Origin of the sequence: Aquabacterium soli, assembly GCF_003933735.1 — a bacterium.
Classification (GTDB): Bacteria; Pseudomonadota; Gammaproteobacteria; order Burkholderiales; family Burkholderiaceae_C; genus Aquabacterium; species Aquabacterium soli.
Window position 1 is genome coordinate 13,748 of sequence record NZ_RSED01000020.1, and the last position, 13,027, is coordinate 26,774.

Here is a 13,027-nt window from a genome sequence, read left to right on the forward strand (position 1 = left end):
CCGTGACTGCCACGTGCCCAGTCCTAGCGGCAGGCGCCGACATCATGCGCTTGTGTATCCCATCGCTACGTCCACACCGCACGCGAGGGCCTTTGCTCGGCCGCGATCCGGTCACAGTTCCGGACACCGTTCGTAGATAGCCTCCGATCGGTGCCGAACGTCTGCCTGCTCGGCACATCTGTCGCGCGCTCACTTGGCGGTGTGCGCTGAGCCCCTGAGGTGAGCTGGTCTGCTGGTTCGCTGCGCGGGGTATGTACCCCGTAGCTGGGTACAGAGAGTCTTTTTGATCAAGATCAAGGTACTGCCTTTACCTCAGCTCTATGCTGAGCTTAACAAGCCACATTTGGCACGGGTCGATCATGCTCAGAAACTATCGAGGACTTTTTAGCCCGGGGCCATGGAAATCTCCGGTGTTCAGCCCCATTCTTCTGGCATACCTGTCTCATGGATGGGCCTGATCAGCGCCCTGCACGGCACTCGAATGCGGGAATCTCGCCAATCGACAAGGGTCAACTTCACGAAGGAGCATCGCCATGAATATTCCGCCCGATCGAAGTAAGAGCACAGGAAACAGCCCGAACTGGTCTCGCATCAACCAGTGGCTGCTGTGGCTCGGCCTCGCCGCCGCCGTTGCCTGGATGTTCTACCGCCACAACGCCCATCTTCTGCAACTGCTTCCCTTCCTCTTCATCCTCGCCTGTCCGTTGATACACATCTTCGGCCATGGCAGTCACGGCGCACATGGTGGTCATGACCATCAAGATCAGCCGCCTCGGGGCGATGAAGAGGGTTCGCCTGCGCGCCAATCAGACGACCGGAGCCGCCCGAAATCCGTCGGCCAGTCCGGGCACCACCACTGAAACCACCGGAGCATCATCATGGAAACCATCGAACTCAAGGTTGCCGGCATGACCTGCGCCTCCTGCGCGAACTCGGTCAGCAAGGCGCTCAAGCGCGTAGCTGGTGTGCAAGACGTGCATGTCGATCTCGCTCGCGGCGCAGCGAGTGTCACCGGCGACCAGACGGCCCAGAAGACGCCTGAGCTGATCGCGGCCTTAGCTGCCGCGGGCTACGAGGCATCCGCTGATTCCTCGCCGGGCATTGCGGCGGGTGCCGGTGCCTCCCATGCGCCGGCCGCTGTCCGTTCAAAGGGGCATGGCGGCTGCTGCTGCCGCTGATCGACGCCATGGACACCCGCACGAACTCCCAGGGTATGGCCGCCGCACCGCTTGCGCTCTTTGCCGCCTACTGGGGCGACATGCTGTGGCGGACCGTCGCGTCAGGCGAAGCGCTGAGGCAGCGCGCCAACAACATGACCGAACACGAAGCGGCGGGTATGCCGCCGCTTCTCCACTTCGAGTCAGAGCAGGTGGCCGACGGCCACGACTTGCAGCCAGCGAGCAACTACCGGCTCCTGCGTGTCACTCGCTGTGGCACCGACGCCTTGGAGAAACATGTGCGCAAAGGCGCCGCACCGGTGCTGGTGGTCGATCCACGCGCCGGCCACGGCCCTGGCATCGGCGGCTTCAAACGCGATTCTGAAGTTGGCATGGCACTGCTCGAAGGCCATCCCGTGTACTTCGCAGTGTTCGATCCGGAGCCCGTCGAGGGCCAGACCATGGGCGCAGTCGTCCAGACCCTGGCCACATTCATCGACATGGTGGCCAAGCGCCACCGAGGCAAGGCCCCGATCGTCTACGGCAACTGCCAAGGCGGTTGGGCGATCACGCTGGCGCTGTCGCACTGCGAGCACCGTGCCGCCTTGGCAGTGCTCAATGGCTCGCCGCTGTCGTACTGGGCAGGCGAGAGAGGCGTCAACCCCATGCGGCTGCTCGGTGGGTTCACGGGCGGCATCTGGCCGGCGCACTGGGTGTCGGACCTCGGCGCCGGGCGATTCGACGGTGCCTGGCTGGTCCAGAACTTCGAGGCGTTGCGGCCCGAGGGCGTGTTCAAGAAATACGACACGCTCTTCGCGCAGCCGGAGACTGAGCGCGATCGTTTCCTGGAGTTCGAGCGTTGGTGGAATGGCTTCTACCAGCTTGCACGCGAGGAAATGTTGTCGATCGCAGGCGATCTTTTCGTAGGTAATCACCTGGAGAGCGGCGAGGTCGTGGTCGATGGCCACTGCCGCGCGGATCTCAGCCGCATTGGCGCACCGCTGGTAGTCTTTTGCTCCAACGGCGACAACATCACACCGCCCCACCAGGCGCTCGGCTGGCTCAAAGCGGTATATCCGACGACCGCAGACCTGGTGGCGGCGGGCCAGCGCGTGGTGTACCTGCTGCACCAACATGTTGGCCACCTTGGCATCTTCGTCTCCGCGGGGGTGGCGCGACGCGAGCACCGCGCCATCTTGCATCATGCCGAATCGATCCAGGCACTCAAGCCTGGACTCTACGAGATGGTTCTGGAGGACAGCGCCTCTTCGGAGTCGGCCGCCGCTGCGCAGTTCCAGCCGCGGCGGCTGGAAGACCTGCCTTACGACGCCAACCCGGCGGGGTTCGACAAGGTCGAAGCACTTTCGGAGATCACCGAGCGCTTCTATTCGCAGTGGGTGTCGCCGTGGGTCCGCTTCGCCGTCACCCCCGACTCGGCTCGTGAACTTCGCGCGCTGCACCCCATGCGCGTCAGTCGCAAGGTCTGGTCCGAGCAGGTGACCCCGGCCCTGGCGCTGCTGCCATGGGTGCAACGATGGCTTGAGCAGTGGGGTGCGCAGGATCCCCATCGGGCCGAAAATCCTTGGTATCAGCTTGAGCGAACTGGTGCAGACGCGATTGGGCAGGCCATGGAATCATGGCGCAAGAGCCGGGACCTGTGGGCTGAGCTTGTGTTCGAGCAGGCCTATGCCAACTGAACGACCCTCCACTGTGGCTGCAAAAAGAGACGCTCACGGGTCGCAAGCAGCACGCTCCTTGTCGGAGGCGATGCGCCTGCCACGGCCGATTTCGCTTTTCAGCGTCGTCCAGGCACGGATCAAAGTTGGATTCTCCCGTATCACCACGCCAGCAACGGCGCTACAGCATCGGAAGCATGGGCCTGATCGGCGGCCTCGCGTGCTGCTAGCGCCGAGCGAAACTTGGCAATTCGATCTGATGAACGTTGCCAATGGCGGCGACGTCGGCACTGACCGGCGCTGACGGAGCTCCGACATGCGCGTCCTCGCCATCAATGCCGGCAGTGCGACCCTGAAGTTCGGAGTTTTCGAGTCGGCTCGTACCTTGCCATTGATCGACTCGGCGATTGATCATCCTGCGGTGGATGCTGCGACCTTCGAGGAGATCGAGCGGCACTTGCACAGGGCGGGTGTCACAACGATCGATGGCATTGGTCACCGCGTCGCACACGGTGGCCCACTGTTGAGCAACGCGGTGCTCGTGGATGAAGAAGTCGAACGCGAGATCGGCAAGGCTTCGGCTCTGGCGCCGCATCACAATCCTGCCGCATTGGCCGGCATACGCCTGACCCGTGAGCGTTGGCCCGGCGTGCGCCACGTCGCGGTCTTCGACACCGCTTTCCATGACGACATGCCCGAATACGCCCTTTCCTATGCTGTTCCGCCATCGTGGCGCGCGGCAGGGGTACGGAGATACGGCTTCCATGGCCTGTCCCACCAGGGTGTACTGGCCGCCGTCAGCACCGAGCTGAAACGGCCGCCGTCAGAACTTCGTATCGTGAGCTGCCACATTGGAAGCGGCGCCAGCGTCTGCGCGATCGATCGCGGAAGGTCGATCGATACATCGATGGGAATGACCGCGCTTGAAGGTCTTGTGATGGGCACGCGCTGTGGAGACCTCGACCCTGGCGTACCCGGCTTCGTCGCACGCGCACTGGGTTTGACGTTGGCGCAGATCGAGGCGGCGCTTTACAGCGACAGTGGACTCAAAGGATTGTCGGGTGAGAGTTCGGACCTGCGGATTGTGGAGAAGCGCGCGGGAGAAGGAGTCGCAGCCGCCCAACTGGCATTGCAGGTACACGCGTACCGCGTGCGCAAGTACATCGGCGCCTACGCCGCCGCGATGGGCGGTTGCGATGCTGTGGCCTTCACTGGCGGAGCTGGAGAAAATTCGGCCGCGTTGCGTCGGCGCATCGTTGATGGCCTGGAGTTCATCGGCCTGGAACTAGACGAAGAGCGCAATCGCGCCTACTCGCCCAACACTGAAGTCGCCCAGTTGCAGTCATCCCGATCCGCCGTCGCCGTGCTGGTGGTTCAAGCACGCGAGCAGTTAGCGATCGCGCGTGAGACGTTCCGAGCGCTGAATGACCAGGCAAGTGGTTTGGTATAGGCAATGAACTGGGACAAGACCACGATAAGTCTTCCTCCGGGCCGGGAGCCACGCCCGTTGATGCTCGCGCCGAAGATGGTCCAGTTGCCCATCCAACCGCACGTTGAAGGAAGAAACGGAGCGGTTCAGACACCGGGCCCTTGACCCATGTGCAGCACCTGGGTTCAAACTCTCTCGAAAGTGAAGGGATTCAAGACAACCTTGCTGGAGGATGGTGATGCAACTCATTGAATGCGCCAAGGCGGCAGGCGTCACACCGGACACGTTGCGTCACTACCTTCGGGTGGGGCTTGTGGTGCCCGATGGCCGGGGCACGAACGGCTACCGCGCATTCTCGGATCGAAGCGTCGCCCGGGTGCGTTTCATACGCAATGCATTGGCCCTCGGCTTCACGCTCAAGGACGCTGCAGAGTTTGTCGAGATGAGCCAGCGCGGTGCATCGCCTTGTCCGCGCGCGCGGGCGCTGCTGAGCGAACGGCTTGACGAGCAGGCCCGGCGGCTGAAGGAGGCGACGGATTTGCATCGCCGCATGCAGCAGGCAGAGCGCGACTGGAAGCGGCTGCCGGACGGCGTCCCGGATGGCCATTCCGTCTGCGGCTTGATCGAAGGAGCGGATGCGGACGTTCAGCGCAATTCGGTGCGCGCGAAGTCCCGTCGTGTACGCGCATGAATCGCTCTGATCATCGTCGACATTCCCCGGCATCACGACGCTCTACGTACATGCGGTGCAGCGGTTGTGGTCGTGCCGATCACGCCAGCGCCAAGTGTGAGTCGTCTATCCACTTCGCAGCATCCGCTGCACACGAGCGAGCGAGGCGCCCCCGATGAGCCACCTCACGACACGGGATCGAACCGTATCGCCCGACGGATATGCCGCCGCGCTACGGATCTTGCGCCGGCTGCTGGCCGGCATCGAGCGCCCGCCGGCGTTGCGTCTGGGCGATATGCTCTTGCACGAGCTCGAATCGCACCCGGAATACACCCTGATCATCCGTGACCCGGGCCTGCTGCGTCGCTTGGTCCTGCGCCCGGATCCGCTGCTGCTGGCGGAAGCCTATTTCCGCGGCACCATCGACATTGAGGGAGACCTGTACACCGCGCTCGGGCTCAAGGCGCATTTCGAGAAGTTTTCGCTCTCTTGGCGCGACAAACTGGCCCTGTTGCGCGACGCACTGCTGCTGCGCGTGTCCGACCAGGACGGGTTGAAGCCCTCGCGGAGTCTGGCCTCGCGCGTCGCACGTCGCTTCTCCCATCGCCATTCGCGTCAAACCGATCAGGCCGCGATCTCCTTTCACTACGATGTGTCCAACGCGTTCTATGGACTCTGGCTCGATGCCGAGAGGGTCTACTCATGTGGCTATTTCAAGGCGACGGATGACACGCTGGACCAGGCTCAGTGCAACAAGCTGGAGCACATCTGCCGCAAGCTGCGTCTGCAGCGAGGCGAACGCCTGCTCGACATCGGCTGCGGCTGGGGCGCGCTCGTATGCTGGGCGGCAAGAGAACATGGCGTCCGTGCGCACGGCATCACGCTCAGCCAACAGCAACTCGAATACGCGCGCGAGCGCATCCGCTCGGAGGGCCTGCAGGATCTCGTCACCGTTGAACTGCGCGACTACCGTGACCTCGAAGGCACGGCCGTTTTCGACAAGGTGTCAAGCATTGGCATGTTCGAGCACGTGGGACTCGCGAACCTACCGGCCTACTACGCGGTGGTCCAGCGGGTTTTGCGGCCAGGAGGACTCTTCCTCAACCATGGGATCACCCATGACGAGGAGGGCTGGAGCCGAACCGTCGCGACCGAGTTCATCAACCGCTACGTCTTCCCCGACGGCGAATTGGACTGCGTCAGCAATATCCAGCTAGGGATGGAGCGCTCCGGCTTCGAGATCCATGACGTCGAAGGTCTTCGACCCCACTACGCGCTGACCTTGCGTCATTGGGTCCAGCGGCTCGAAGCGCGCCGGGAGGAGGCCTTGCGGGAGGTCGATGAGGTGACCTTCCGCATCTGGCGCTTGTACATGGCGGCGTGTGCACTGGAATTCGAGGCCGGGGGGACTGGGATCTACCAGATCGTCGCGTCCAAACGCGACGGCGGAAGCTGGCCCGTGCCCTTGACCCGCTCTGATCTTTATGGAGAACACCAGCCATGAACGCTAGATGGCCGTGCCGCTGGCGCGCGAAAGACGATCGCAGACGCCAGCCTTCCCAATCTCGCCGTCGCGCTTACCTGCGTGCCGGCTCTCAAGGACTTTCCACATGAACCACGAGCTTCCCTGGGTCGCCGAGCGCGTCCGCGTGTTCCGCGAGTCTGATCCCGAGTTCGCCCGCTGGGCGCGCGGCCACGGCCCCATCACCCACAACGATCTCACGCAACTGCGAGTCCACGATCTCGCACAGGTGCTGGTTGCCGAAGGCAAGGCGAGCGACACAACCGCGGTGTATCGCACGCTGTGGGCGGCGGACCGCCTGGCCGTGGCAGGCATGTGGTTGACGGTTCACATGACCTATGCCGACCGGGTCTATCCCGATGGCCGGGGGATGAGAGCCGAGGATTTCAAGGAGACGCCGGAGGGGCATACCGGTGGGTCGCTGAACATCGTGCCGGCCTATGTCGGCTACCTGGCCGCGAACGCGCTCAGTGGGTTGACGCGTGGCTGGTTGATGGGCCAGGGCCATTGCGTCGCGGGCATCGATGCCTGCAACCTGCTGGTGGGCAACATGACGCCGCGCCACGCCGAGAGATACGACCGCAGCGAAAGCGGCCTCACGCGCTTTGCCCGGGATTTCTATAGCTACGCGATCGACGCACAGGGGCGTCCCGCCTCGCCGCTGGGCAGCCACGTCGGCCCGAATACGGCAGGCGGTCTGTCCGAGGGCGGCTATCTCGGCTTTGCCGAACTGCAGTACGTGCACATGCCCTTGCCCGGCGAGCGGCTGGTGGTGTTCCTCAGCGACGGCGCTTTCGAGGAGCAGCGTGGCAGTGACTGGGCGCCGCGCTGGTGGCGGGCAGAAGACAGCGGCTTCGTGGCTCCGTTCATGATCCTCAACGGTCGCCGCATCGAACAGCGCAGCACCATGCAGCAGCAGGGGGGCCGAGAATGGTTCCACCAGCATCTGCGGCTGAACGGCTTCGACCCGATGGAGATCGACGGCACCGACCCCGCCGCGTTCGCCTGGGCCGTTCACGCGATGGAGGAGCGGTTGTCGGCCTGCGCGGCTGGAGTTTCGCAGGGCACCGTTCAGTACCCGGTACCCCTCCACTACACCATCGCCGAAGCGCCCAAGGGATTCGGCTTCCCCGGTGCTGGAACCAATGCCGCGCACAACCTGCCGCTGGAGGGGAACCCCCGGGTCGACCAGATAGCGCTTCAGCAGTTCAACGAGGGTGCTCGCGCTCTCTTCGTGCCGTCGCACGAACTCGACGAAGCGGTGGCACTACTGTGCCGGCACGAAGTGCAGCATCGTCCCCTGGAGCGGGACCATGCCCTGGCGCACCGCCAGGTGGCGGCCCCCAGACTTCCGGTTCCGCAGTGGCATGTTGCGGGCCAGGGCGAGGTCTCGCCAATGGCGGCACTCGACGGAGCCTTCGCGGCCCTCGTCCAAGCCAACCCACAGCTGCGTCCGCGGGTGGGCAATCCGGACGAGCTGCGCAGCAACCGCATGGGCCAGACATTGGACCTGCTCAAACACCGCGTCTTCACGCCCGAACCGGGCCTGGCGGAGGCCGTCGATGGCGCCGTGATCACGGCGCTCAACGAAGAAGCGGTGGTCAGCGCGGCGCTGGGCAACAAGGGCGGCATCAACTTGGTCGTCTCTTACGAGGCATTTGCCGTCAAGATGCTGGGCGCGCTGCGCCAGGAAATCCTGTTCGCGCGACACCAGGCGCAGGCAGGCACACCACCCGGATGGCTGTCGGTGGTCACGGTTGTGACGTCCCACACCTGGGAGAACGGCAAGAACGAGCAGTCGCACCAGGATCCGACGCTGGCCGAAGCGCTGTTGGGCGAAATGTCCGACACCTCGCGCGTGTTGTTCCCGGTCGATGCCAACAGTGCCGTTGCGGCGCTGCGCGCGGCCTACGCCTCGCACGGCCAGTTCTGGACATTGGTCGTTCCCAAGCGGGCCGTCGCCAGCCAGTTGAGTGCCGAGCAGGCCGAACGCTTGGTCGATCAGGGTGGTTGGGTGGTGAAGCCCTGCGACGCCCCCGACGTGTTGCTGGTTGCCATCGGCGCATACCAGCTGCAGCAGGCCCTGCTTGCGGCGCGGCGCCTCGAAGCCGCCGGACATCGGACCGCAGTGACCTGCGTCATCGAGCCGGGCCGCTTCAGAGCGCCCCGCGACGAACGCGAGCAGGACTTTGTGGCCGGCGACCAGACCTTGCGCGGCCTGTTCCCGGAGACTGCCGCCGTGCGCGTCATCGTGTCGCACATGCGACCCGAGCCGACGCTGGGCCTGATGCGCCGGATCGATACAGGGGCGCGGCAGACCCGTGCCTTGGGCTACCAGGCGCGCGGCGGGACGCTCGATGTGGCCGGCATGCTGTTCGCGAACCGTTGCACTTGGGCGCACGTGGCGGCCGAGGCGGCTCAAGGGCTCGGTGTCGATCCGGTGAGCTTGCTGAGCGTCGAGGAGTTGGCGGCCGTGCAGGGGCATGGCGACCCGCGCATGGTGATGGCCCCGGCTTGAACCCCTTTCGGTCACATGGCGCGACCGGATTTATCGGCGGTCTGCAGCGACAGACCGCCCTGCCGCGGGTCGCCGTCTTGTGGAATGGGTGTGGTCGGATGTCGCGGCGGCCCATGCTGGAGTCGCAAGACCGCCATTGTCCCGTTGCCCCTGGCATTCCGTCAGGTCAGGGCCAAGGCGACTGCGAAGCCAACCGCAGCCATTGCCGCATACGACGGGAACACTCTCCACGCAAGCGATTTTCCGTCCAACGACGTTAACAGGACAAGTTTGGTGGCTTGATTGACGGACGCCGCGATGAACAACGCCAGGGTGGCCGATGCGGCGGTGACGGCGCCTTCGTCTACCAGACGGCCAATCGAGAGCGTGATCGCATCGACGTCCACAAGACCCGAGGCGGCGGCGGTGAGCATGACTCCGGCATCCCCGAAGCGATCGGCAAGAAAGCGGCCTGCCAGCATCACCGTGGCCAAGAACGCCGCGAACTGTAGCGCGGAGCGCAGTTGCAACGGGTTTCCAAGTTGCAGTTCGGGCAAGTCTTCGGCTGACGACCGCGCCGCCAGGAACGTCCCCACAACACCGCCAACTGCGGCCATGGCCACAAAGATGACCACCGGGCCCCAGCCGATGCCGGGGGCCGCGATGGCGACGAGGGCCGCCATGCGGGCAAACATGGCTGCGCACGCGAGCGCCGCACCCGCCGCTGCCAGTGGACGCCACCCTGGCGTCTGCCCGGCCCACCGAGCCAACGTGGCCGTGGTGGCGGTGCTCGACACGATTCCCCCGAGCAGCGCTGTGAATACTAGCCCTCGCTTCCTGCCGAGCGAGCGCATCAGGACGAACCCAGTGAACGACAGCACAGCCAGCAGGACAACGGCCCACCACAGGCGATAGGGATTCAGCGCCTCATAGGGGCCAAAGCCACGGTCAGGGAGCACCGGCAGCACGACCACGCTGATCAACAGCAACTGCGTGCCGCTGCTGATCTCCGCCTCGGACAGCTTGCCGACGCCGGCGTGCAAGAGCTGCTTGAAACGCAGCAGCGCCAGCACGACCACGGCGGCGACCGCCGAAACGCGCCAAGCGCCACTGGTCGCCAGCGCCCCGATGGCGAAAGTCGCCAGGGCGGCGACGGACGTGGTCAGTCCCATCACGGCATGCATATGCGCCGTCACCAGGTAGCCCACCACCAGATACACCCCGACGAGTACGAGCAGCGCGATGAGCATGCCGGCTCCCCAGCGCTGGGCCAGCAGCCCGCCAAGGCCGCCGAGCAGGCCGATCAGCGCAAAGGTGCGAACGCCCGCGACGCGATGTCCCTCGGGCCGCTCGCGTTGCTGCCATCCCCGTTCCAGGCCGATCAGAAGTCCCGAAGCGAGGGCCAGCCCGAGCCCGACCAGCGCGGGATCATCGAATTCACTCATCGTCGAACCTGGACGCGGTCGCGGATGAAATCACGCTGCAGTCCCAGCGAAGCATCGGTGCGCGCCATCGACACCTGGGGATCGGTCTCGATGCCGCTCAAGGCGCGAATGGCATCGATGGTTTCGGGAATCACGATCGCTTGGTTGAAGACCTGGTAGGTGTAGTACGCCTGATCGCCATCGACCGAAAGCACGTCCTCCCACAACGCGACCTCCCACAGGTCGCCGCGCGGGCGGCCGAGATCGGCCATCAGTTCCACCGTGCTGTTGAGGGCCACGAGACCATCCGAGGATCGCACGAACGCGATCCGTGGCGCAGCGCGAAAGGCCGCCAGCACCTCGTCGCGCGTGGCCGGCCTCGTCAGTTCGACCCACCAGGTGTGCAGGTGGCTGCTGTTGTGCGGTGCCTTGACCGCGATCGTGACGACGTCCAGGTCCGGGATCACAGTGCGCGCGTCCGGTCCCTGATGGCTGGGGATCGTCTTCTCCGGCAAGAGCGTGTTGATGATGCCCTCCGCATGCGCCTCCCACGGGTCGGAAGCCCGGCGGATCAGCGTCCCGCGGGCTCGCTTGAGCAGGCCCGCTGTCCGAAGCGCCCCCAGGGTGCGCACGATCGACGTCGTGTTGCAGGACACCACCCGGGTGGAGGTGCGGCCGATCGCGGTTGCGTAGTTCTCCTGCGCGACGAACGAATGACCGGTCAACGCGTGGGACTCGCCGCCATGGAAGATGGACTTCACACCGGCAGCGTCGTACGCCCTCTTGTTGACCGCGGCGACTTTCTTGGGTGTGCAATCGACCACGACGTCCGCGTTGGCGAGCAGGTCGGCCAGATCGCCCGCGACGGGAAGCCCCGCAGCACGCATCGATTGTGCGGCTTCAGCGGTCGCCGCGTAAATCGGGAAAGCGCGCTGCGCGGCCACCTGCAGGCGATAGTCGTGCACCACATCCGCGACGCCGGCTAGCGCCATGTCCTCCTGGAGTGCGACCGCATCCGCCACCCGCTTGCCGATCACACCGTATCCGTTCACCGCCACTCTGACCTTGTTCATGCCTGACTCCTTGCTTGATGAGGCGCCTCAGCCGCGGCTGCGCGCGATGGAAAACGTGAACCGGATCGCCAGCGCATAGCCCAGCAGCGCGAGTACCGGCATGTCGCCCCAGCGCGGGCCCACGCCGTGCTGCATCAACAAGCTCGATGCGATGTACAGGCCGAGCGTCACGAGCGCCAGCGCGACGCGACGGCCGAGGCGGTCGATCCCGCTCAGCATCCTGGCATCCGGCTTGATCGACAGTTGCAGCAGGTCACCCTGCCGCAAGACGCTGTGCAGACGCCGGGCCAGCAGGGAGGGCAGGGCGTGGGCCGCGTTCCCCAGTTCATAGGGCAGACGCTGCGATGCCGCAGACTTGGGCTCGTCGAAGACGCCCGTGGTCGTGTGGCGAGAGATGGCTTCGATGATGGAAAACTCGGGTGCCAGCAGGCGCACCGTCCCTTCGAGCAACAACAGGGTACGCGTGAGCACGAGGAGGTCCCTGGGCAGCCGGACTTCCTGGGTCCGGCCCGCCGCCACGAGCTGCGCGAGAGCACCTGAGAGCGACCAGTCCTTCAGCGGCCTCTGTGCGCAGTCTGCGACCAGGGCACGCACGACAGGCACGAACACGGCCCGATCGGTGCCGTCGCCGAGCAGGCCCAGGTCGAGCCAGGCATCGACCACCCATTCGGCATCCTGCTCGACGAAGGCCAGGGCGAACGCCACCAGCGCCCGCCGCATGTTGCCGTCGACCCGGCCCACGATGCCGAAGTCGTGCAGGCATATGCGGCCATCGTCCATCACGAAGACGTTGCCGGGATGGGGGTCGCCGTGGAAGAAGCCATCGCGGAAGATCTGGGCGACGTAGCTGTCCACGAGTTTGCCCGCGGCCGCCACCGCGGTGGACGAAGGCAGACCGTGCAGGTGAGCTCCGTGGCTGAACTGCTGGACCATGACGCTCGGCGTGCACAGGCCGTCCACCACGTCGGGGATCACGATGTCGGCAGAGCCGCGCCAGGCGTCGGCGAAACGTCGCACGGAAGCTGCCTCGCGCGACAAATCCATCTCGTAGCGGAAGTTGGCCGCAACCTCGTCCACGATGGCTGCCAGCCCCCAGCGACGCAGCGAGGGCACGAGCCCCTGCATGACCAGGACGATGCGGCGCAGGATGCGCATGTCGGTCTCGGCCTGCTCGGCCGCGCCAGGGCGGCGGATCTTCACCACCACTTCCGTCCCGTCCGGCAGGGCTGCACGATGAATCTGGGCGATCGAGGCCGCGGCGAGCGCGTGCATGTCGAAGCGTGCGAAGACCTGCTGCCATGGGCGGCCGAGCGCCGCCTCGACCTCCTGGACCGCCTGCTCGGGAGGAAACGGCACCACATTGGCCTGCAGGCTGGCCAGAGCCTCTTGCGCATCGGGCGCCAGAATGTCGGCCCGCAGGCTGAGATGCTGGCCCAGCTTCACGAAGGTCGTGCCCAATCGCTGCAGCACTTCGGCGAAGCGGTCGGCCGCCCGGTGGGTATCGCAGCGCATCAGGCCCCGGTGCCAGGCCACCCAGAGCAGGAACCCGCTCAGGGCCATAGCGATCTGCGTGGCCCGG

At 65.3% G+C, this 13,027-nt stretch carries 10 protein-coding genes; 7 read left to right on the forward strand and 3 right to left on the reverse strand.

The window, feature by feature from the left end:
• The first annotated feature begins 533 nt into the window (after positions 1-533).
• The 7 genes from EIP75_RS19490 to xfp all read left to right on the forward strand — a co-directional run bounded on the left by EIP75_RS19490 (position 534) and on the right by xfp (position 8,972).
• Positions 534-860, forward strand: a complete 327-nt coding sequence (locus EIP75_RS19490) for a DUF2933 domain-containing protein (RefSeq protein ID WP_023087262.1) — start codon at positions 534-536, stop codon at positions 858-860.
• Between the two features lie 18 nt (positions 861-878).
• Positions 879-1,178 (forward strand): heavy-metal-associated domain-containing protein, encoded by a 300-nt coding sequence (locus tag EIP75_RS19495; protein ID WP_023093273.1) that lies wholly within the window; start codon positions 879-881, stop codon positions 1,176-1,178.
• Between the two features lie 8 nt (positions 1,179-1,186).
• On the forward strand, positions 1,187-2,854 hold the full coding sequence (locus tag EIP75_RS19500) for a DUF3141 domain-containing protein (protein WP_023093274.1): 1,668 nt from the start codon (positions 1,187-1,189) through the stop codon (positions 2,852-2,854).
• Between the two features lie 295 nt (positions 2,855-3,149).
• A complete protein-coding gene (locus EIP75_RS19505) occupies positions 3,150-4,283 on the forward strand; it encodes an acetate/propionate family kinase (protein WP_023093275.1) in 1,134 nt (377 codons plus the stop codon).
• 217 nt (positions 4,284-4,500) lie between these two features.
• The gene (locus EIP75_RS19510; RefSeq protein ID WP_009516039.1) at positions 4,501-4,953 is read left to right on the forward strand and encodes a MerR family transcriptional regulator; all 453 of its coding nucleotides are present in this window, start codon (positions 4,501-4,503) and stop codon (positions 4,951-4,953) included.
• A 154-nt stretch (positions 4,954-5,107) separates the two neighbouring features.
• Positions 5,108-6,436: a class I SAM-dependent methyltransferase gene (locus tag EIP75_RS19515; RefSeq protein WP_023093276.1), complete on the forward strand. Its 1,329-nt coding sequence runs from the start codon at positions 5,108-5,110 to the stop codon at positions 6,434-6,436.
• 106 nt (positions 6,437-6,542) lie between these two features.
• Complete coding sequence (gene xfp / locus EIP75_RS19520) at positions 6,543-8,972, forward strand: phosphoketolase family protein (protein WP_023093277.1); 2,430 nt, start codon at positions 6,543-6,545, stop codon at positions 8,970-8,972.
• Between the two features lie 161 nt (positions 8,973-9,133).
• On the opposite strand, the gene EIP75_RS19525 is transcribed toward xfp, so the two are convergent.
• From EIP75_RS19525 to EIP75_RS19535, 3 genes are read right to left on the reverse strand one after another with little or no spacing between them, the layout of a single operon-like run.
• On the reverse strand, positions 9,134-10,396 hold the full coding sequence (locus tag EIP75_RS19525; protein WP_023087268.1) for an MgtC/SapB family protein: 1,263 nt from the start codon (positions 10,394-10,396) through the stop codon (positions 9,134-9,136).
• Positions 10,393-11,448 (reverse strand): type II glyceraldehyde-3-phosphate dehydrogenase, encoded by a 1,056-nt coding sequence (locus tag EIP75_RS19530; RefSeq protein ID WP_023087269.1) that lies wholly within the window; start codon positions 11,446-11,448, stop codon positions 10,393-10,395. Before EIP75_RS19530 ends, EIP75_RS19525 begins: the two co-directional genes overlap by 4 nt.
• A gap of 27 nt (positions 11,449-11,475) precedes the next feature.
• A complete protein-coding gene (locus EIP75_RS19535) occupies positions 11,476-13,008 on the reverse strand; it encodes an ABC1 kinase family protein (protein ID WP_172626311.1) in 1,533 nt (510 codons plus the stop codon).
• Positions 13,009-13,027: the final 19 nt, after the last annotated feature.